Genomic DNA, 23,255 nt, shown 5'->3' on the forward strand with positions numbered 1-23,255 from the left:
AAGGTCCTGTTACTACTCGTTATTTTTTAATTCTTCTAGCACTTCCCAACGCTCGAAAGCCTGTTCTAGCGCAGTTTCATTTTTTTTCAATTCATCCAATACGGGCTGAGTAATCTCTGCGGCCTGTAGGAAAAAATCAACACCACTTAACTGTTTTTGTGCGGCAGCAATATTTGCTTCAAATCGTTCAATTTGCTTGGGCAGCTGTTCTAATTCTTTACGCTCCTTGTATGATAACTTGTTCGTCTTTTTTTGAGTAGTCTTGTTATTAACTACCGGAACCGGTTTTGCTGCTTGGGGCGCATGTTTTTGCTGTTTTTTTTGCTGCTTATCTTGTTGTTCATACCACGCAAGGGTGTCTGAATAACCGCCCACAAAATGATTAATTTTACCATCGCCTTCAAAAACTAGGCTGGATGTTACCACATTGTCAATAAATTCGCGGTCGTGACTTACAAGCAGCACCGTGCCTTGATACTCAACTAGCAAGGACTCTAGTAATTCCAGCGTTTCGACATCAAGGTCGTTAGTTGGTTCATCTAAAATCAACAGGTTGCTAGGTTTAAGCATAAGCTTTGCAAGCATCAAGCGGTTTCTTTCTCCTCCAGAGAGGGTCGATACCGGTGCATTCACTCTTTCGGGGCTGAACAAATAGTCCTGTAGGTAGCTGATAACATGGCGAGGAGCACCATTTACGGTTACTTCTCGCTTACCATCAGCAATCACGTCTATTAAGGGTTTATGTAACTCTAATTGACTTCGATGTTGGTCAAAGTAAGCAATCTCAAGGTTTACGCCCCGCTCCACTTCACCGGAGTCGGGCACTAAATCACCGAGCAGTAGCTTAATTAAGGAAGATTTCCCGCAACCGTTCGGACCAATTAAAGCAAGTTTGTCCCCACGATTAATGAGTAAATCAAATTCTGCTAAAAGTACTTGTTGTGCGTAGCCAAAACTCACTTGTTTCAGTTCAAACACTCGCTTGCCTGAGCGCTGCCCTTCACCGCCTTGAATAACCGCTGTTCCTAGCACTTTACGGCGAGCTTGGTATTCTTCTCGCAGCGCTTTTAGGGCTCTAACGCGGCCTTCGTTGCGGGTACGGCGGGCTTTTATACCTTGACGGATCCAGACTTCTTCTTTAGCTAATTTTTTATCAAATTCTTTTTGATGCGTCGCCTGCACTTCCAGATCATGAGCTTTTTGTTCAAGATATTTGTCATAAGTTACTGGGTAAGATGTAACCTGCCCTCTGTCGATATCAATAATACGCGTTGCCATATTACGAATAAAGCTTCTATCGTGACTAATAAACACCAAACATCCCGAGAATGACATCAGGGTTTTTTCTAACCACTTTACCATGTCGATATCTAAGTGATTGGTTGGCTCATCTAGTAAAAGCACATCGGGCTGACTGACCAACGCCCTTGCTAATGCCGCTTTTCTGCGCCAACCGCCAGATAAATCACTGAGTAATGTTTCAGCAGGTAGACTTAATTGCGTGAGTACATTGTCAATGCGCTGTTCAAGTTGCCAGGCATTATTGGCATCTAACTGTTCTTGTAAGGCCTGCAGTTTATTCATAGCGGCATCTGAATGGTCCGTTACCATTAAATTAGCCTGCTCATGATACGCTTTTATTAAATCAGCATTTTCGCCTAAACCCTCGGCCACGTAGTCGAATATGCGAGTTTCTGTGTTTGCGGGAGGGTCTTGCGGCAATCTAGATATGACAGTTTCGCCCGCAACAATGCGCTGTCCATCGTCAAGTTTTAACTCACCGCTTATTACTTGCAATAATGTAGACTTACCACTGCCATTACGACCAAGGATACAAATGCGCTCTTGGCTCTGTATATTGACATCCGCTGCATCAATTAAGGCCGGTTGCCCAAATAAAATAGAAGCATTTTTTAACTGGACTAAATTCATTTTAAAAATTGTTCCAACATTGTTACATCAAAAGGCCAAGCCAGTTCAGCTTGACTATCCTGCCTTTTCAGAACGGGAATGCGCACTGCATAAAGATGATAGAGCTGGCTATCGTCGCGTATGTTCACCTTCACCATGCTGACATCGGGAGGCTTAAGTTCTTCAAATACTTCTTGTGCATGTTCACAGAGCTCGCAATGAGGCCCTGTGTACATTATAAGGTCGATATTAACGGCTGTTTTTTTCATTGTTTGGTGATCTCCCAACAATGATGTATTTTGGGATTTCGAGCAAAATCTTCAGGCAGAGTTTTATGACCGATATTGATTGCCTTCAGACCCAATTCAGCTATTGCGTCATTGTCTAATGTAAACTTGCGAAGGTTATTACTAAAGTAAATAAAACCGCCATCTTGCAAGCACGACAATGCATCTTTGATCAGAGAGATGTGGTCGCGCTGGACATCCCAGGTGCTGTCCATGCGCTTTGAATTTGAAAACGACGGCGGATCAATGAAAATAGCGTCATATTTTGGTAAATGCCCTTGCGCCCTTTTACTTAACCACTCTAAACAATCTGCTTGTTCAAAAACATGGGTACCAGTAATGCCATTGAGTTCAAAGTTATCTTTTGCCCAATTTATATAGGTTCGCGACATATCTACGCTTGTCACCGATTTTGCGCCATGCAGTGCGGCATGCACCGACACACTTCCGGTATAGCAAAATAGGTTTAGAACATGCTTTCCTTTGGCCTTCTGAGCAAACATTTGACGGGTTGTACGATGATCTAAAAACAGTCCAACATCTAAATAGTCAGCAGGATTGATGTAGAATTTCGCACCATATTCACTTACCGTAATGCGTTTACCGCTACTGCTTTGTTTTTGGTACTGACTGGAGCCGCTTTGCTTCACTCGCTGTTTAACCACAACTTGCGCTGTTGGACATTTCATAATTGCCGGAATGCGTAAAAGAGCCTGCTGCAAGCGTTCTTTTGCCACTGCCTCTGGCAAGGTTTTAGGCGGCGCGTATTCTTGTACAATTACCCAAGCACCATAAACATCTATTGCAAAGTTATAGTCTGGTAGGTCAGCATCGTATATTCGGTAAGCTTCAATACTTTCGCGGGTAAGCCATTTTTGTAAGCGTTTTTGATTTTTCATGAGTCGATTTGCGAATTCATCTGCAGGCATCGCGCCCTGCACATCAAAATCGGCCAAATTCTCATCATTAAGAATGTAATTCACTAACACACATTCAAGCTTACCATTGTTCAATGCATAGCGCTTATGAGCACGAAGCTTTAACGCTTTAATTAACTGCGGGTCGCTTGATAAAAGTGATACATGCCAGTTAGCAAAGTGCGTTTTTAGTTGTTTACCAAAACCGTCATAGAGCGGTAGTAATCCGACATACTCCCCTAAACGCTCTCCGTAAGGAGGGTTGCTGACGATGTAGCCGGTACTTTCTTTTACCTGCGCTTGTAGGGCGTCGCATTGCTTAAATTCGATAATATCTTGTACACCGGCAGCTTGTGCGTTCACTTTCGCCATATCTAAGAGTATCGTGCTTATGTCAAAGGCATATATTTTTGCTTTGGGCTCACAAATATTCGCAATAGCTTGTTCCTTCACCTTGTTCCATATTGCTTTATCGTGCCCTAAGAAATGTTCAAAACCCCAATGAAAACGATGTAGATTAGGCGGTGTATTTGTAGCGATCAAGGCAGCTTCTATGGCTATTGTGCCCGAACCACACATTGGGTCGAGCATGCACTCAGTGGTATTCTGGGCCCATCCGCTGCGCATTAAAATGGCTGCTGCCACTTGTTCTTTGAGAGGCGCATCTCCCGTCTGCTCTCGATAACCGCGCACATGCAGACTCGTGCCCGAGAAATCAATACATATATCAAGTTTTTCGCGGCGCAAGCGCCCGTGGATCTGCACATCAGGCTCTTGACGAGACACATCAGGTCTGCGCCCGGTTTGCTCTGTAAACTGATCAACCACCGCGTCTTTAATTTTAAGACCGCCAAATTGCGTGTTGCGAATTTCTTTGTTTACACCATTAAAACGCACCGCGAAAGCTGAATTGACATCAAACTGCTCAGGCCAATTTACTTGTTGAGTTAAGGTATAGATGTCATCGGCATTTTTCACGTTACCGCTGACCAACACCAACAATACTCTGTTGGCGATTCGAGTATGCAGATTGAGCCGATAAAGCTCTTCAAGGGATACTTCCAAACGGCATTGACCAGGCGTCATATGTATTGCACGAGCTTCGCCTAAAATTTGCTGTATTTCGAGTTTAAGAAGCTCGTCAAGGCCTTTAGCTGCGATAAGTAAACATTCAAGCATTTAATAGTGCCTTTATAAGTGGTGGACCTTGATAGATAAAAGATGAGTAGACCTGCAATAAACTTGCGCCCGCAGCATAACGTGCGCTGGCATCTTGCGCGTTACTAATTCCCCCCACGCCTATGATCGGCAGCTTGCCGCCTAATGCTGTGTGAAGTAAACGTGTCACATGCTCGCTCTTTTCGGTCAGCACCGCACCGCTCAAACCGCCCATTTCTGCTGCATATTGATGACCTTTAACAGCCTCGCGGTCTAAAGTGGTATTGGTCGCAATGACACCGTTCATGCCGGTCTCAAGCAACGAATAAGCAATTTGTTCGATTTCTTCAGGGCTTAAATCAGGTGCGATTTTCACTAATAAAGGGACCTGTTTTGCATGCGCTTTATTTAGCTTTTCGGTTTCATTTTTCAAACCGTTTAGTAAGTGATTAAGCGCTTCGCCATACTGCAGATTTCTTAACCCTGGGGTATTTGGTGAAGATATATTGATTGTAATGTAGGACGCATACTGATGAACTTTTTTCAAACAAATAAGGTAATCCGCCAAAGCGTCTTGTTCTGCGGTGGTTTTGTTTTTACCTATATTTATACCGAGTATGCCCTGATATTTAGCGCGTTTAACGTTATTGACTAAATTGTCTACGCCCTGATTGTTAAACCCCATGCGGTTGATAATCGCGTTATACTCTGGCAATCGGAACAGCCTAGGTTTGTCGTTTCCAGCCTGCGCTCTGGGGGTCACGGTACCCACTTCAATAAACCCAAAGCCCATAGCACTGAACGCGTCTATACACTCGCCGTTTTTATCAAGTCCAGCAGCCAAGCCAATAGGATTTTTAAATTCAAGCCCAAAGCATGATACTGGCTTTGGCGGAAGATTCTGTGAATACGCGGTGTTTAAAATATTGTTTTGGGAGTGTTTTAAAAAGCCTATGGACACGTCATGACTCCACTCTGGATCGCATGACATTAGCAGCTTTTGAATAATCGAATACACGGGCTTAACTTTTACCTTTTTTTAAACATATAAAAACGCCCTGCATGCAGGGCGTTATCGTTAACCTGAAAGGTCTATAGTTTAATGGTTTGCGCTGATGCTTAACAGCATCAATTCACGTAAAGCGACAGAAAACTTAGCAAATTCGTGATTATCTGAGGTTTTAAACTCCGTCATCATATGATGCCAACGATCTAGCTTGACTTTATTCTCCGAAATCCATGTTGATAAGATCTTATCGGCATCCTTGCTCTTCGGTGCAGTGTTGAGTAACACTGTTGTCAGCGCTCGCTGTTGCCAATCGAGCTCTTCACGATAGGATGCTCTTGCAAGCGCTTGCCAATGGTTGGAAACACTCTGCTGATTGATTTGCTCTAAGAACCAATGCAGCTCGAACTTGTTGCCTAATTGGTAGTACAAGCGCGCCACAACATCCACAGGGCGCTTTTCAGACTCAGCGATTTGCACCAAGTCCATGCTCGAGAACATATTGCTTAAGCTTGCAATCCTGTATGCATAATCAACCGGCACACTCAGTTGTTTGAGCTCTTCAGTGTGTTTTTCAACTTCTTTCAACTCAGAAGAGACTAAATAGTTCGGCAGATTTTTACCAATTACTTCGAACGACGAACGGTATTTGTCAATCGCGGTCTGAATATCAGCGTGCTTATCACCGTGTCGAATAAACCAACGCGCTGTACGACGAAGTATGCGACGCATTCTATCGAGTATCTCTAGCTGCACATTCGCATCAATTTGATTATCGAGTTGCTCAATTTCGTCCCATAAACCACCCATGTCAAAAATACCCTTAACGATGGTATATGCATGCGCCACTTCAGAAACTGATGCACCGGTTTCTTCCATTAAGCGATAGACAAAGTTAAGCCCCATATCGTTGACAATTTCGTTGGTAAACTTTGTGGCAATGATCTCGCCTCGTAGGGGATGATCTTGCATTTGCGCACGATATTTATCACGAAGCTTAGGAGGAAATGCATTTACTAAGTGTTTTTCGTAGTACGGATTTTTGGTAATCGACTCAATGTTAAATTCTTCTTTTAGTACCATTTTACCGTAAGCGATCAGTACAGAAAGCTCTGGACGGGTGAGACCCTGCCCAGTAACTACCCGCTCTGAAATTTCATCATCTGAGGGGATAAATTCCAACTCTCGATTTAAGGCTCCCTCGCGCTCTAAGGTATGTATAAACCTTAATTGCTCTTTGAGTTGTTTCACACCGGCTAAATGAGTAATAGAAATAGACTGGGTTTGACGGTAACAATCTGCAATGACAATTTCGCCAACATCTTCGGTCATGTCATATAAGAGTTTGTTTCTTTGCTTGAGTGTTAAATCGCCATTGCTTACTAAACTATTGAGTAATATTTTGATGTTCACTTCATTATCAGAACAATCTACACCACCGACATTATCGATAAAGTCGGTGTTAACCCGTCCGCCGTTTGCGGCAAATTCAATACGGCCAAGCTGGGTTAAACCTAAGTTACCACCCTCACCAATAATTTTAGCTTTTACATCTTTGCCGTTAACCCGCAAGCTGTCGTTTGCTCTATCACCCACATCGGCATGGCTTTCCTTACTGCTCTTAATATAGGTGCCAATGCCGCCATTCCAAATTAAGTCGACTGGCATTTTCAAGACATTATGAATAAGCTCATTTGGGGTCATGGATGCTTGTTTTGTGCCTAAGCAGCTTTTCATTTCAGGCGTTAACTTAATCGACTTTTCAGAGCGTTTGAAAATACCACCGCCCTTAGATATTAAGTCACGATTATAGTCATCCCAGCTTAAGCTTGGATCAGCAAACAAGCGCTCCCTTTCTTTGTATGTCGAAGCGGGGTCTGGGTCTGGGTCAAAGAAAATGTGCATATGGTTGAAAGCACACACAATTTTTGTTTGGGTCGATAACAACATACCGTTACCAAAAACGTCACCCGACATATCGCCTATACCCACACAAGTGAATGGCGTGGTCTGACAGTTGACACCGATTTCCCTGAAATGACGCTTAACCGATTCCCAAGCGCCTTTCGCCGTGATGCCCATCTTCTTGTGGTCATATCCGACACTGCCGCCAGAGGCAAATGCATCTCCTAACCAAAAATTAAACTCGCCTGATATACCGTTCGCAATATCTGAGAAGGTTGCGGTGCCTTTGTCGGCTGCCACAACTAAATACGGGTCGTCTTCATCGAGGCGCACTACTTGTTTAGGGGCAACGATATTGCCCTCAACAATGTTGTCGGTAATATCCAATAGGCTGCGAATAAATATACGATAACAGGCTTGTCCTTCCGCCAGCATTGTCGCTCTGTCGGCATCTTTTGGCATCCGTTTGCAAACGAAGCCGCCTTTGGCGCCTACCGGAACAATAACGGTGTTTTTAACCTGCTGCGCTTTGACTAAGCCAAGAATTTCAGTTCTAAAATCTTCCATACGATCAGACCAGCGCAATCCTCCGCGAGCAACCTTCCCGCCTCGTAAATGCACGCCTTCAACTCTTGGAGAATATACAAATATTTCAAATTTTGGCATCGGCAGAGGCATATCGGGGATCAAATGCGGTAGCATTTTTATAGACACGTAATGCTTTGGATTACCGTTAGCGTCTTCTTGATAAAAATTGGTCCTTAGTGACGCATTGATGAGGTCTAAATAACGACGAATAATACGGTCATCATCTAGGTTGGATACTGAGTCGAGCTTGAGCATGATACCTTGCTCCATGCTCTCTAATTTTTTTGTCGTTCGTTTAGCGCTTGGACAAAACTTCATATCAAAATAGGCGATAAGATCTTCAGCAATATCTGGATATGACGCTAAGGTATTGGCAATATAATCAATACTGAACGATGAACCTATTTGCCGCATATACTTCGCGTAAGCGCGCACAATGGTGACCATTCTACCCGGAATTTGCCCGCCTAAAATTAGGCGATTAAAGCCATCGTCCTCAAGTTGACCAGTCCACACCTGCGAAAACGACGATTGAAATAACTCTTGGGCACGCTCCATATCAAAACCATGGCTTTGTTTGTGAAGCATGCTGAAATCCATCACCCAACTAATGTCACCCTGCTCGTTAACTACACGATATGGGCTTTCATCAATCACTCGTAAACCAAAGTTCTCTAGCATCGGCAACACATCAGAAAGATGAATCGGCTCTTTAGCATGATAAAGCTTGAGTTTTACATGGTTGGAGTCATGACTTTCTTCTTGCGGACGATAAAACAAAATATCTAATGGCTCTTCATTGCTGAGCGCTTCGATATGTTGAATATCTACTAATGCTGCGGTAGGAAGGTTTTGCTCTGCATAACTTCGTGAAAACGCATTATCGTACTTACGAACTATAGACTTGCCACTTTCTTCGCCGTAGTAAGATACAAGCTTACTATTAAGCTTGTCTTGCCAAGACTTGGTTAATTCAATGAGATTCTTCTCGATTTCGTTCACATCGAACTCCAAATTATTATTAGATACGTGAGCAATGTAATGTGTTCTAGCATAAACGCTCTCAGAGAAATACGTATTAAACTGGACCTCACCTTCAGCGTTAAATGAACGCTTTAGAAGGGCTTGAGTATCTTTTCTTAGCTGCGTGTTATAGCGCTCTCTTGGCACATATACCATGCATGAGAAAAAGCGGCCGAAGGTATCTTTGCGCACAAACAGCTTGGACATTCCGCGCTCTTGCATTTGAAAAATACCAAGAATGATTTGCGCCAGTTCCTGATCAGATGTTTGTAAGAGCTCGTCTCTTGGATAGGTCTCCACGATATTAACGAAGGCTTTGTAGGCATGTGTTCCGTTCTCAAAGCCCGACAGTTTGCACATGCGATCAATTTTTTCTTTGAGCATCGGAAGCTCAGCGGCACTGCTGTTGTAAAATGAAGCTGAATATAGCCCTAAAAAACGATGTTCTCCGCAAACATTGCCTTTTTTGTCGAATTCTTTAACGCCAATATAATCCATATATGCTGGGCGATGAACACGAGAATGGGTATTGGTTTTAGTTAACATTAATGGATTACTAGACAGCGCCTCATCTCTTGCGGATGCAGGCATTTGGGACAGTAAGCGCTCTTTATTGCTAATGGAATTTTTCATTAAACCAAGGCTGCTGTCGTTATCTGGCACCCAGCGGTGGTCGCCTTCAATTGCCGTAACCGAGTAATAGCGGTAACCCATCAGCGTAAAATTGTGGTCGTTTAACCAATTTAAAAATGTTTTGCCCTGCTCTTTTACATCATCAGAGCTAATTGTTGGCGATTTATCGAAACCTTTAGTGATAGTCGCTAACTTGTCACGCATCGGTTTCCAATCAGAGACCGACAGCGACACCTCAGATACCACCGAATGCAATTCATCGGTCAGTTTTTTCATATCAGCAGGCCTAGACTGCCTGTCTATTTCAATTAAAAACACCGTCTCAGATTGATGCTCTTGATTTCTGCTTTCAGGGCTCACAAACTCGGTCACCCGATTACCGCGTTTGAAATGCATTGGAGTGTGCAAAATCAAATGTGAGGTAATATTCAAACGATTGATTGCCATACGAATGGAGTCAACTAAGAAGGGCATATCATCGACAATAATTTGAATGATGGTGTGCGAGGACTGCCATCCATGTCTTGCGATCTCTGGATTAATGACTTTTATCAGCGGGATATCTTGTTGTTTCTCTTGTAGCTGATGCCAAAGGCTGATAACCGCGCCGTATAGGTCACTGTCGCTGCGGCCGTTAAGGTCGTTAAACGACATATTTTTGAAAAGTAACTGACCGAACTGCTGAACTAATTGTGCTTCTTTGGGATCCACTTTTTCATTTATTAGCGTGAAAACTTGGTCTAACAGCACAGAATGTTGATGGTTTGAAACCGTCATATGCAATCTCGATATTGTTTGTTAAAAGAATAGTCATTCGTAGTTAACGGTATTTTCCTAAAAATATTAATAGTTTACTAGTAATTATTAACGCTTATTTAACAACTTGAATAAGCATTTTAGTTTTTTGCATAATAAAAAGGAGCCATAAGGCTCCTTTTTATTCAAACTGTATACCTACCCTTATCTGGGCGTCAGTTACTATGCTGACCGCTTGGTTTCCCTCTAAGCAGTATTGCGAATAATTATGTAGATTTATTTTCTCCTGACTTCCACCATAGTAGCCTTGCGATGGCTGGAAGTACAATTATTGCGCCTAACATATTAACGACAAACATAAATGTCAGCAGAATTCCCATGTCCATTTGAAACTTCAGTGATGAGAACACCCACGTACTCACGCCAATGGCCAAAGTGATACCGGTAAATAATACCGCGCTGCCGCGTTCTTGCAGCGCTGCAAAATATGCAGCCTGCACACTTTCACCATCACGCAACCTACTATTCATGGTAGACAGTATATAAATTCCGTAATCCACACCGATACCAACACCCAAAGCAATGACCGGTAAGGTAGAGACGGTTAAGCCAATTTGCAAGTAGGTCATCAGCGCTTGCGCAAGTACCGAAACCACATACAAAGGAATGACTACTGCCAGTGTTGCACGAATGGAACGGAAGCTAATAAGACAAAGGGCAATTACGGCACCGAACACATAATAAAGCATCGGGTTTTGAGATGACTCAACGGCTTCATTGGTGGCAGCCATTACACCGACAGGACCGGATGCTAGCTTAAAGGTAATTTGTTCATTTTCATAAAGCGCACGCACTTCTTTTACCGCGTTGACCACTGTATTAATGGTTTCAGCTTTGTGGTCTTCCATAAACAAAATAACTGGCATTGCAGAACAGTCGGCGTTGAGTAAACCGGAAGATGTAGGAACACGTGAAACGGCCTGCACCATAGTCGATTGATTACGTGGAAGCACCTGCCACTTAGGATTTCCTTCGTTGTAGCCTGCGTTGACTTGCTTCGCGACTGAGGCTAATGAAATTGCTGATTGAACACCATCAACATTACGCATACGCCATTGGAAATCATCAATCGCGGTCATCAAATCAAAGTCGGTACATGTAGACTCAGGGCCTTCAACAATCACCGATATGTAATCTACCGTTATCTCAAACTTATCGGTAATTAAAAAAGTGTCTTGATTATAACGAGATTCTTCGTGTAACGCCGGAGCACCCGCATGCAAATCACCTATCTTTAGCTGTTGTGCCTGATTGAAGCCCCAGATAAACAGTAGCGCTGTGACCACCACAATAGTGATTGCTGTTTTACCCGAAGCGCAGTTTGACACCACCTTCCACATTTTTGACTCTTCGTCTTTACCTTGATATCGCGCTTTATTTTTGTCGCTTAGCTTCACATAAGACATTAACACTGGAAGCAACAATAAGTTGGTTAGGATAATCACGGCAACACCCATGCTCGCGGTAATTGCGAGTTCCCTAATAATGCCGATATCGATTACCAATAGAGTCATAAAGCCAACGGTATCTGAGAGTAAGGCGATCCCACCCGGTATAAGTAAAGTTCTAAATGCATGTTGCGATGCAAGCTTTACGTCCATGCCCTGAGACGCTCGTTTGCCAACAGAATTTATCATTTGAACGCCATGACTGACGCCAATCGCAAAGACGAGAAACGGCACCAAAATTGACATAGGGTCCATGCCAAAACCAAAGATCGTAAGCAGACCTAATTGCCAAACCACCGCAATAAACGAACATGCAAGCGGCAGCACCGTCAACATGATTGACCTGCAGAAGAAGAACACCATGATTGCAGTGATAGCGATGGCAATAGCAAAGAATAGCACGACGTCTTTTGCGCCATTTGCCACATCGCCAATCATTTTAGCAAAGCCAATGATATGAATGCTGATACGATCTGTTTCATACTCGCCGCGCAACTGATCTTCTAGCGCTTGAGCAATCGCTAGCGTGTCTAATATTTCACCCGTTTCCGGGTCGATTTCAAGCAGTTGCGCGGTGACCATGGCACAAGTAAAGTCATTGGAAACCTGTCGTCCAACAATCCCTGCTTTATCTATGTTTTTGCGAACTAACTGCAGCGCCGCCGGGTTTCTTGAATCAAAATCGGCGGGGATAACCGGACCACCGGAAAAACCGCCCTCTACAATTTCTGTAAACCGAGTTGATGGGGCAAATAAAGATACGACGAGAGACCGGTTTACACCGTTAATGAAGAATACTTGGTCGTGAACATTTTTTAAGGTATCAAAAAACGATTGATTAAATATATCTGATTCGGTATCACACACCGAAACCAATATGTTGTTGGCGCCCCCAAAGTTTTCTTTGTGCTTAATGTAGGTCTGCATATACTCATGATTGAGCGGAATATTTTTGGTAAAGCCAGCATCCAACTTCAGTTGAGACGCTTGAAAGGCTAGAAAAACAGTTATCGCAGCAAATACCGCAATCAGTATGCCGCGATTGTTAAACGTCGCCTTCTCTAATGTACTAATAAATGCATTCATAAGAATTAAAGTTACTCTACAGGTTGCAGGCCATTTGCGCTCACCGCAGTAAGCACGTTATTTAATAAAAAAGCGTTGCTGATGGTTGAAGATATGTCGGTAGCGACTTGCGATAGGGACACATGCTGACGACAGCCCTCCGCATTCGGTGTTTTTGTTTCATCGCTTTCAACTTTGTCGAGTTCAACCGCTAAGACAACACCATTATTACCAACCGCATACACAGCATCACCAGCTCTGACGATTGAATTCAAAGAAGTCGTCAAACATGTGGGTAAACGAACCCAGTCTTGACCTTCTTTTTGAAGGAACATGTTACCTCGAAGACCGACAGCCAACTCACTGCCATTATTTAACAGCTGAACGTCAAAGAACGAACCTTGATAGTCCACTTCGTAACGCTCCCATGAGTAACCTTTATCATTGCTTTTTGCTATCAAACCGGCCTCGCCTACCAGATACAAACTGCCGCCGCGCTGACTCAAACGATTAAAGTGAGGAAATATAAAATTGAGTTCTTCTTGATAAAATTCTGGGTCGTCTGCAATGCTTTCGAGGTACTCATTATCATCTTCAGAGAGCAAGGACACGTATTGTTCGAGGGCCCAAGTTTCGCCTGCGTCTGTCGAGCGAAAGAAAAGCCCGTAACCACCTACAGCAATAGCTTCTGACTCATCTAAAAATAGTACATCTAAAAACGGACGATCGAGTTCAACCGCACTAAATACCACATTCCAGCTTTGACCGCCGTCTGTTGAACGTAAGATAGTAGCATCATGCCCAACCGCTAAATAAGTATCTTTGAACCCATCTACCGCTGTAAGCGTTACCATAGTGGGCACCGAAACCTGCGTAAGTGAGTTTGCATCGCCAACTAACACATGGCCTCTTTCACCTACAACGACGGTTTGATTTGCAGTAGCCACATCAAGCAGCATCGATTCTTCAACTAGAGGCGCAAGATATGATTGCTGCGCAGAAACCGCCCAAACCATACTCAAACCCAATATAGAAACTGTCAATTTTTTTTTCACAAATATCCTATACATCTTAAATAAAAAAAACGGCTGGCGATGCCAACCGTTTATTATTAACGCTTGCCTTCGCGCCGCAGTGCCTGAGGTGTAAAATCACCATCCCCTGGGCGTACGGTAAAGTCGTACATTGTTTCTTCATTATCCAATCCAACCGCCAAATAACGGCGTGAATTTAAATCGTGAAAAACATCTAGCGTGGACCAATGTGCTGGCACATCGTAATAGTTTACACCATAAGCGATACCAACCCGGTATAACTCACCGCGGTTGTCATACATATCCGCAACTTGGACTTGCCAGCTGTCTTCGTCAATGTAGAACGTACGCTTTTGATACACGTGGCGAAACTCATCCTTTAGCGTAGCTTCAACTACAAATACTCTATGCTTCTCGAAACGTGTTAACTCTGGGTTTACGTGACCTTCATGTAAAATATCAGAATAACTCACGGTGTCACTGTGCAGTTTATAATTATTATATGCAACATAAAGTTCTTGTTTACCGATCAATTCCCAGTTGTAACGGTTAGGTGAGCCGTTGAACATATCGAAATCGTCAGTAGTACGTAAACCGTCAGCAGCAGTACCCGGAGCATCATAAGCTATATTGGGGGCACGGCGTACACGGCGTTGACCGGTGTTGTATGTCCATGCTTGACGAGGCTCTTTCACCTGATCTACCGTTTCATGCACAAGTAAGGCTGTGCCGGCTAGACGCGCAGGAGTTGTTACTGATTGCTTGAACTTAAACAGAATGTTTTCTTCCAACAATCGCTCTGGGGTTATACCTGGCTCAGCGTATTTAATCATTAAGGTTTCATCAAAACCAATAACGTTAAAGTCGCCGCCAGCAGTTACTGCAGCCTGGCCACCAAAACGCTGCACGGCAACACCTCGATAACGCAAAATATGATTCCAAATAGCTTCTAGGCCATCAGCAGGGATCGGAAAAGGAATACCAATAGCCGCTCCCGTCAAGCCATTACCACCTGCTAGAAGCTCTGCGCGAGTCGCGTTAGCCTTGGTCGCCTCATATACTTCCTGAGGATTAGAAGCGGTCCTGCGAGTTTCAAAAACTGGCATTTTGTAAGAATCAGGATAGGTTTCAAACAACGCTTTTTGCCCATCAGATAAAAAATCCGCATACTCTTTGTAATTAGCAGCCGTGATAGTAAATAATGGCTTGTCTTCAGGAAACGGGTCTAGATGGAACATACCGGGTTCAAAGCCCGCTGGCACAGTTGTAATACCGCCAGTCCAAGCTGGGATGCTACCATCGGCATTACCCGCTTTCTCTCCACCTAAGGGCGTTAGATCTGCACCGAGTCGAGCAGCCTCATCAGCAGACACATTAGCTAGTGCTGAATGACTGGCTACCGCTATTGCTATACTCGCTGCAATTACTCCAAATTTTTTTATCATTTTAACGTCCTTAAATTGCATATTTAATATTAAATGAAACAAAGTCTCTGTCGCTTAGCGCATTTGTTGTGCCAATGCCGCCCCAAAACGAATTATACGATGCACTGACTGACCATCTGCTCAGATAATCGAAAGTAAAAGAAAGATTCGCCGATTTCCTATCTTCTAAGAACAAAAATAGTGGGTCAGGTGTTGTTCCATTTACATCATGCGAGAAAGTCCCTCTCACACGTAGATTTATACCTGCAAACACGTTGTTAAAATCAGCAACCGCTAACAGGCGATAACCCCACGCGCCTGCAGTCGAAAACGGATTGGTTTCGGGACCATCCGACAGACCTTGATGCAGTCCTTCTCTTCGGTTATCGGTACCTGGGATTGGCTCAAGACTTGGCGTACGGCTAGTGCCTGGGGCGTTAAGTCTAATTACTTCAGGGTCTGGGAAGTCAACAATATTGACATAACCCGCTTCACCTAACAGGATGAAATTGTCTGTGCCAAACGCTGGACCAAACACATGTGACAAAGTCATTTGCGCCTGCCACGTGTCTGACAATAGAAAGCCTGCTGCGGTTTCACCGGGACCTACGCCACGCCCAATATTATTGAGCTGTGAAATACCGGCAAGATCTGGACGTAAACCGGCATTCGCTAACTGCTCGGGCATCGCGGTATACAAAAGCTCTACATCATCAATTTGCAAAGGCTCGTCTACACGGTATGCAAATTCACCGGCAACTGCGGTTTCACCGACGTTGGTGTTAAAGCTCACGCCGTATAACTTAATATCTTCTGGATAAGCAAAACGAGATTCGGTAAACGCGCCTAACGAAGTAAGGTCGTCACGAGTAATTTGACCTGATGCCAAAATACCGAGGTCTCTTTGAATACTTTCGGGTCTAAAGTCAGAGGTAACACCTGAAACAAGCGGACGCTGAGAATGGTAGTTTATATGATAGAAACCAAATTCAGTTTCATTCAAATTTTCTGCGAACCAACCCAATTTAATACCGTACTGACCAGAATCACTTGCTTCGTCTTGCGCAGCGTCACTCACCCCACGTACCGCAACCTTTGTTGGGTATGCTAAATACAGCTGCGCCGCAGTGGCTGGGTCTATTGCACCTGCGCGCAAACCGTTTCCGATGTCATTTAGTTGGGTAATTAAGGTGTCAGCATCAATATCGGGATTACCGGTAAAGCCTAATTGTACAAGGTTGAATGAACCGCCCTCACCTGCAAAGTCATTACCTGCAAAGTAGCTACCCGATACAGGTAATAAAGAACGTTCATATTCGTACTGGTAATACGCTGACAAACTGATGTTGTCGGTAAATCCGATTGAGCCGTAAACCATCCCCACTGGAATAAACACTTCTGATAGTTCTGCACCCGGGGTTAGGGCTCGAGATACGTCCACTGGATTGGTTGTGTTGATACCGTGTTGGATGAACGTGCTTTCACCCCACGAGACCACTTGGTCGCCCAAGCGCAAGCTAACGGGCATGTCGCCCATAAAAAAGTCAGCATACACAAAGTAATCTAACATACGTGCGTCGCGGCAAAGCTCGTCGCGCGCCTGTGGGTCGTTACAAGGGTCCACGGTTACGCCGGTGATTGGATTTGCCCAATCACGGTCATTATCCATTAACTCAAAGTCATAGAAGTAAAAACCACGGGCAAAAAAACCGAAGTCGCCGTAGCGCACGTCAAGTTCATGTAAACCGATAAATTGCGTCGAGAAAGCCGAACCCGGATCAAAGCTTAAGTTGCCTAGATCACCGTTAGTTGAATAGCCACCGTTTTGAGACAGCGCCCACACGTCAGCACTAGGATAAATGACGTTGGTTGCAGCGTTATAGCCAGACCAATCAAACTGTGGATTATTACTGTTACCAATAAGACTAAAATCGCGGTCTTCGACTCTGATGCTGGTAGCGAGTGTGAAGTTCGAATCAAATGTGACGTCTACGTCACCAAAATTCCAGCTGGCTGCGTTTACGCCACTAGAGGCGGCAGCCAACACAACAGCAACACCTATTGCTATCGTTGACTTCTTATATGCACTAGGCTTATTTATCATGCGTGTACCTTCTCCAAAATAATCGTTAATACGATTAGTGTAAACTTTCATAATCAATTAACAAAATCATTACATCATTTGACTTTATTCGCAAGAACAAATCGTACCAGTTGCTAATTAAAGCCCGTTTTTCGGGCTGATTGAAACAAATTGCCCGTTAATTGTGCAACTTTTGTAAATAAACAATTTTATTGAGTGAATTCACATGCAACTCGAACCTACCGTGAATTCCCGTGGGAACCAAAAATTTTTGCAGGTTCTGCTTTGGCAGTTGGACTTTCTCACCAGTGTGCGCCTGCACGATTACAAAGCGGATTTGTTGTGCATACAAATCCACACATTCTGCATAGGACATTTTGATATCAAAGGTATAGGTCTTCATATCGCAATTAACGCTAAGGTTTAGCCCAGTGTTTTAGACAGTTTCTCAAATAAGTCACGGCTTAATTCTTTTTGGGTAAACAAGCGATTTAATTGAGTCACCATCATGCTGCGGTGTTTATCGTTATAACGATGTATCTGCAGCAATGGTGTAATAATTCGAGCGGCAACCTGAGGGTTGAGTTTGTCGAGTTCAGCTAAATAATTTATAACGAAACGATAACCACTGCCGTCCTCAGCATGAAAACCCTGTGTATTGTAAAACGCAAAGCTGCCAATCAATGATCTGACTTTATTTGGGTTTTTGATAGAGTACTGACCATGGGCTTGCAATAAATCAAGACGCGCAAGAATGTCAGCTCTTGACGCAGTAGCGTGAAGGGCAAACCATTTATCCATAACCACTGCATCGTGACCAAACTCGTCTTCAAATTGCTGCATCAAATTATCAAATACTGCTACATCTGACTGTTGAGCTGCTTTCAACACGGCTAACTTATCGGTCATATTATCAGCGTTAAGATATACCGCAGCAAGGCCAGTCTCTTGTTTGTTTAAAAAACAATACCTTGCATGTAACTTTAAGCATACTGCTTTTAATGCGCGCATTTTCACCTGCGACTGCTCATATGCGTAAATGGGCTTTATTTGCTCACTCAGTACTCGTTTGCACCATAATCCGAGTGTTTGCGCTAATTGCTCATAAAGCCCCTCTTGAGCGTTGAGTAAACGAAGCGGCGCGAGATCTTGATAAGAAACGCTGAGCGTTTCAAAACTAGGTAAGCTCAGCAGCTGAGCACTTACATCGTCAGGCAGTTTGAGCTCTGTTACCACGTCTAAGAGCTTTTTTAACACAGCTTGAGACGCAACTGCTGCATCTGGATCACCGATGTAAGCCATATTAATTAAGCGTGAATAAAGCATTTGGCTGGCATCCCACTTTGCATAGTGACTTTCGGCAAAGCGCATAATGTGCAACAAATCATCCATCTTATACTGATATTCGATTTTAACTGGGGCAGAAAAATCAGCCAGTAATACCGGTACCGCAGAAATTAGTGATTGCTTGAGCTTAATTTGTGCCGTTCTATCATCCAGCACAAATGTACCGCTTTGTTGTTCATCAGCCAAGGACTCATGCCCTTGACTGTCAAGTAAAGACAATTTAATCGGAATGTAGAGCGGATGTTTTTCCGTTTGATCAGCGGTGGCGGCATTTTCTTGACTGAAATTCAACACACCGTCATCGCCTTTTTCGACCTTAACGACAGGCGTACCAGACTGAGAATACCAACGTTTAAAGTGGCCTAGGTCAACGTCGTTAGCATCTTGCATAGCCTGCACAAAATCATCACACGTCACTGCCTGGCCATCATGGCGCTCAAAGTAAAGCTTCATGCCCCGCCCAAATCCAGCCGGCGTAAGCAACGTGTGCATCATACGAATGACCTCAGCGCCTTTGTCATAAACCGTGACTGTGTAGAAATTGTTCATTTCTAGGACTTCTTCAGGACGAATTGGATGGCTCATAGGACTCGCGTCTTCTGCAAACTGGTGCTCACGCATTACCTTGACCTGTTTGATACGGCAACTAAGCTCACTGCTCATATCTGCCGAAAATTTTTGGTCACGAAAGACCGTCAAGCCCTCTTTTAAACTCAATTGAAACCAGTCTCTGCAGGTAACACGATTACCGGTCCAGTTATGAAAGTATTCATGAGCGATAATAGATTCAATATTAAAATAATCTTCGTCAGTAGCCGTATTCGGCTCAGCCAGTACAAATTTTGAATTAAAGACGTTTAAACCTTTGTTTTCCATCGCTCCCATGTTGAAAAAGTCAACGGCAACAATCATGTAAATATCTAAATCATAGGCTAAGTCAAAGGTCTCTTCATCCCAACGCATCGCTTTTTTCAAGGAAGTCATGGCGTGTTCCGCTTGATTCAGCCTGCCCTCATCCACAAAAACCTGAAGCGCTATCTCTCTTCCTTCGCTACTGATAAAACGGTCTTCAAGTAAATCAAAATGACCGGCAACTAGCGCAAACAAATAGCATGGTTTGTAGTGTGGGTCATGCCAAACTACTTTGCGTCTGCCATCTTCGAGTATGCTATCTTCGATTTTATTGCCGTTGCTTAGCAGATAACTCAAACTTGGGTCGTCGCTGATGATGGTTACTGTATAGATAGAAAGTACATCGGGTCGGTCTAAGAAATAGGTTATTTTACGGAAACCTTGAGCCTCACACTGCGTGCAAAACGCCTTGCTCACATAATACAGACCTTCCAATGAAGTATTGTTTTCTGGTGAAATACTGTTTTCAATTTCAACAATGGCGCTGTCTATATCTAGAACGATACTAATGCCGCTGTCGGTAAGCGTAAAGTCACGTTCAGCTAATGCTTTTTCGCCATTTATGTGTAATGAAATAAATTCTAAGGCGATACCGTCTAAGTCTATTTTTGTTGCAGCAGAATCGTTACGCGTAACTTTTAATCGGCTTTTTACGCGCGTTTTTTGAGGGCTCAACTCAAAGCTAAGTTCTACTGAATCGATGCTGTAATTAGAAGGCTGATAATCTTCTCTGCGCTTAGCCGTCATAGTTGTAGACATGGATATTCCTAATATAGTGAAAGTAATAAAGTAGGCGGTGAGGCGGCCAACAAAAGTCTGAGCTCCAATATTAGCCGCATGCCTGTGGTGTTTCAAACGTTTCTATGAGTGGTTACGAATTTCAACTTTGGGCGGTTCTAGTCGAAGGATCTTAATCCCTAAATAAGCATAAATAATTGCGAGTATTGGGTTAATCAAATTGAAGAATGCATAAAAGATATAAGTGAATGGATGCACGCCCAGCACGCTATGCATATAGGCACCGCAAGTATTCCAAGGGATCAAGGGTGAGGTAATGGTACCGCCATCTTCTAAGCTTCTTGATAAGTTTAATTGATGCAGATCGCGCTTTTTAAACTCTTCTTTAAACATGCGCCCTGGCATGACAATGGCCATATATTGATCTGCGGTCACCAAGTTAGTACCTAAGGACGTAAGAATGGTTCTAGTGACCATATCTCCTGCACTGGTAGCGCCTTTAAGCACAGCCGACACAATTGCGGTTAATAAACCGATTCGCTCCAACACCGCACCAAACGACATTGCACAAATTATTAACCAGATGGTATTTAACATACTCGACATCCCGCCTCTAGACAGCAAGGAATTTAAGTTCTCATCTGCCGTAGTAAATACTACGCCGTCAAACATGGCGGTCCACACCACCATTAAACTAGTAACAGTGTCGCTGAAGTTAGTTTCGAGCATACTGCTGACAACATCCTGTTGAAACACTAAGGCCCAAATTCCGCCTAACAAGGCGCCAATCGAAATTGCAGGGAATGCAGGGACTTTATTAATGGCCAAAGCCAATAACACAAACAAAGGCACCAAGTTATACCAAACGATATTAAACTCTTGAGTCATCAAGGTTTGCATGGTTTCAATCCGGCTACTAACTTCACCAATTTCTGTTTGCAAGCCTAAAATAGCAAACAAGATTAGCGCTATCACAAAACTGGGAATGGTCGTCCACAGCATATATTTAATATGTTCAAACAAGTCTGTCCCCGCAATCGCAGGCGCTAAATTGGTGGTTTCAGATAGCGGCGAGAGTTTATCGCCAAAATATGCCCCTGAGATAATCGCTCCAGCGGTAATTGCTAATGATAACTGCATTCCCGTTGCAATGCCGATAAGCGCCACACCAATGGTGGCCGCAGTTGTCCATGAGCTGCCAATACTCATTGCAACCACTGCACAAATGAGCGCAGAGGCGGCATAGAAAAAGGTTGGATTAAGAATCGACAGACCATAATAAATGAGGGTTGGCACAGTGCCTGCGAGCATCCAAGTGCCAATAAGCGAGCCCACCGCAAGTAGGATTAAACAAGCCCCTAATGACATCGAGATACCTTTAACGATACCTTCCTCTATAGATTGCCATGTATGACCATTTTTAAGGCCAATGATCGCAGCTAAGAACATCCCAATTAGCAAGGCTATTTGATTAGGACCATAAGAAGAGGCATCACCAAATAAGATTACCGCACTGCCCATTAAAATAATCAGCGTAACGATCGGGATTAAGGCGTCGAGTAGACTCGGGGCCCTTACTTGCTTTTCATCGGACATAATATATGTGGCCTTAGAGTACTGATCGGTAAAACATAGCGGCAATCACTAGCGGACAAACAAACTTCACATACCATGGCCATATGCGCCAAAATAGTGTTTGCTCAACCTGCTCATTACCCTGTTTGAGTTCGTTTAAAATTTCATTTCGACGCCAAATCCAGCCTGCAAATATGCACAGCACTAAGCCTAGCAATGGTTGACTGTACTCAGTGGTAAGCGAAATCACAAATCCAAACAACAGATTAAAGTTTAAAACAATCACCGTGGCCAAGACAAACACCAGTGCCGTCAGTAAAATTGTGGCTTTTTGACGTCTCATCCCCTTGTTGTCGACTAAAAACGCGACCGGAACTTCCAGCATGGAAATAGAAGACGTTAATGCGGCAATAACCATCAGCGCAAAAAATGCAGAGCCGACAATGGTTCCTACAAATCCCATGGTGGTAAATAGAGAGGGTAAAACCTGGAATATAAGCGTTGGACCTTCAATTAATTTACCGTCTGAAAAGATTTCTACGCCGTTAGTTAAGGCAACGTACATGGCTGGTATAATCAACATTCCCGCTAAAATGGCAACGCCAATGTCCACTAGTGCAACTGATGCGCCTAATTTTGGTAAATTTTCTTCTTTTCTTACGTAAGAACCATACACAAGCATGGTACCGACGCCTAAAGACATGGAGAAAAAGGCCTGCCCCATTGCGTCAATCAGTAAGCCGGGCTCAAATGCACGGCTAATATCCGGAACCAGCAGCGCCTTCCAACCTTCCATTGCGCCGTTTTGCGTGCTGACGTAAATGATTAAGGCAACTATTAATATCAATAAAGTCGGCATCAGACGAACCGACCATCGCTCGATACCATCACTCACCCCGCCCGTTACCACGACGCAGGTAAATACCAAGAAAATCGCCATGAATAGAATATTACGTGGGGTAGAATCGTCGGTAAGCCAAGCAAGGTCAATTGATGCAATACTGAGTATCGCGTCGATAAGATGTGAAATCATCCAGCCCGCCACGATACTGTAAAAGGCAAGGATCAGAATAACGGTAATGGCACCAACGCTGCCGACTATGGTTCCGAACACGTTGCCGGAGATACTGCGCAAAGCATCAATCATATTCGCCCGCTTCGCACGACCAATAATTAACTCTGCCATCAGCACCGGATAGGCTAACAAAAATGCCATGCAAAGATACATGACAACAAAGGCCGCACCACCGTTTTCAGCAACTTTAGTGGGAAAGCCCCATATATTGCCAAGCCCTACAGCAGAGCCTGCGGCTGCCAATATAAACCCAAGCCGAGATGAAAATAATCCTCGTGCAGCCATAACTACCTCTTTTTCTTATTATTAT

At 43.7% G+C, this 23,255-nt stretch carries 13 protein-coding genes; all 13 read right to left on the bottom strand.

Translation table 11 applies throughout. The features are described from left to right. Window positions 1-12: 12 nt before the first annotated feature. The 13 genes from AB9H30_RS02850 to AB9H30_RS02910 all read right to left on the bottom strand — a co-directional run bounded on the left by AB9H30_RS02850 (window position 13) and on the right by AB9H30_RS02910 (window position 23,230). Window positions 13-1,932 carry an ATP-binding cassette domain-containing protein gene (locus AB9H30_RS02850; protein ID WP_371193109.1) on the bottom strand — a complete coding sequence of 640 codons (1,920 nt, stop codon included), beginning with the start codon at window positions 1,930-1,932 and terminating at the stop codon, window positions 13-15. Further along, on the bottom strand, window positions 1,929-2,180 hold the full coding sequence (locus tag AB9H30_RS02855) for a glutaredoxin family protein (RefSeq protein ID WP_371193110.1): 252 nt from the start codon (window positions 2,178-2,180) through the stop codon (window positions 1,929-1,931). Before AB9H30_RS02855 ends, AB9H30_RS02850 begins: the two co-directional genes overlap by 4 nt. After that, window positions 2,177-4,294: a bifunctional 23S rRNA (guanine(2069)-N(7))-methyltransferase RlmK/23S rRNA (guanine(2445)-N(2))-methyltransferase RlmL gene (rlmKL, locus tag AB9H30_RS02860; RefSeq protein WP_371193111.1), complete on the bottom strand. Its 2,118-nt coding sequence runs from the start codon at window positions 4,292-4,294 to the stop codon at window positions 2,177-2,179. The genes AB9H30_RS02855 and rlmKL overlap by 4 nt, the downstream gene beginning before the upstream one ends. Further along, window positions 4,287-5,291 carry a quinone-dependent dihydroorotate dehydrogenase gene (gene pyrD / locus AB9H30_RS02865; protein WP_371193112.1) on the bottom strand — a complete coding sequence of 335 codons (1,005 nt, stop codon included), beginning with the start codon at window positions 5,289-5,291 and terminating at the stop codon, window positions 4,287-4,289. Before pyrD ends, rlmKL begins: the two co-directional genes overlap by 8 nt. 81 nt (window positions 5,292-5,372) lie before the next feature. After that, window positions 5,373-10,205: an NAD-glutamate dehydrogenase gene (locus AB9H30_RS02870; RefSeq protein ID WP_371193113.1), complete on the bottom strand. Its 4,833-nt coding sequence runs from the start codon at window positions 10,203-10,205 to the stop codon at window positions 5,373-5,375. A gap of 245 nt (window positions 10,206-10,450) precedes the next feature. Next, window positions 10,451-12,778, bottom strand: coding sequence for an RND family transporter (locus tag AB9H30_RS02875; RefSeq protein ID WP_371193114.1), 2,328 nt, complete (start codon window positions 12,776-12,778; stop codon window positions 10,451-10,453). 11 nt (window positions 12,779-12,789) lie between these two features. Further along, the gene (locus AB9H30_RS02880) at window positions 12,790-13,812 is read right to left on the bottom strand and encodes a WD40/YVTN/BNR-like repeat-containing protein (protein ID WP_371193115.1); all 1,023 of its coding nucleotides are present in this window, start codon (window positions 13,810-13,812) and stop codon (window positions 12,790-12,792) included. A 56-nt stretch (window positions 13,813-13,868) separates the two neighbouring features. After that, window positions 13,869-15,236 (bottom strand): DUF1329 domain-containing protein, encoded by a 1,368-nt coding sequence (locus tag AB9H30_RS02885; protein ID WP_371193116.1) that lies wholly within the window; start codon window positions 15,234-15,236, stop codon window positions 13,869-13,871. Window positions 15,237-15,246: 10 nt separating this feature from the next. Next, complete coding sequence (locus tag AB9H30_RS02890; RefSeq protein ID WP_371193117.1) at window positions 15,247-17,319, bottom strand: DUF1302 domain-containing protein; 2,073 nt, start codon at window positions 17,317-17,319, stop codon at window positions 15,247-15,249. A gap of 157 nt (window positions 17,320-17,476) precedes the next feature. Continuing rightward, window positions 17,477-17,701: a DUF2835 family protein gene (locus tag AB9H30_RS02895; RefSeq protein ID WP_371193118.1), complete on the bottom strand. Its 225-nt coding sequence runs from the start codon at window positions 17,699-17,701 to the stop codon at window positions 17,477-17,479. A gap of 20 nt (window positions 17,702-17,721) precedes the next feature. Beyond that, window positions 17,722-20,316 carry an aminopeptidase N gene (gene pepN, locus AB9H30_RS02900; RefSeq protein WP_371193119.1) on the bottom strand — a complete coding sequence of 865 codons (2,595 nt, stop codon included), beginning with the start codon at window positions 20,314-20,316 and terminating at the stop codon, window positions 17,722-17,724. A gap of 102 nt (window positions 20,317-20,418) precedes the next feature. Further along, the gene (nhaC, locus tag AB9H30_RS02905) at window positions 20,419-21,891 is read right to left on the bottom strand and encodes a Na+/H+ antiporter NhaC (RefSeq protein WP_371193120.1); all 1,473 of its coding nucleotides are present in this window, start codon (window positions 21,889-21,891) and stop codon (window positions 20,419-20,421) included. A 13-nt stretch (window positions 21,892-21,904) separates the two neighbouring features. Beyond that, window positions 21,905-23,230 (bottom strand): sodium-dependent transporter, encoded by a 1,326-nt coding sequence (locus tag AB9H30_RS02910; RefSeq protein ID WP_371193121.1) that lies wholly within the window; start codon window positions 23,228-23,230, stop codon window positions 21,905-21,907. Between the last annotated feature and the right edge of the window lie 25 nt (window positions 23,231-23,255).

Source organism: Glaciecola sp. SC05, assembly GCF_041380235.1.
Classification (GTDB): Bacteria; Pseudomonadota; Gammaproteobacteria; order Enterobacterales; family Alteromonadaceae; genus Glaciecola.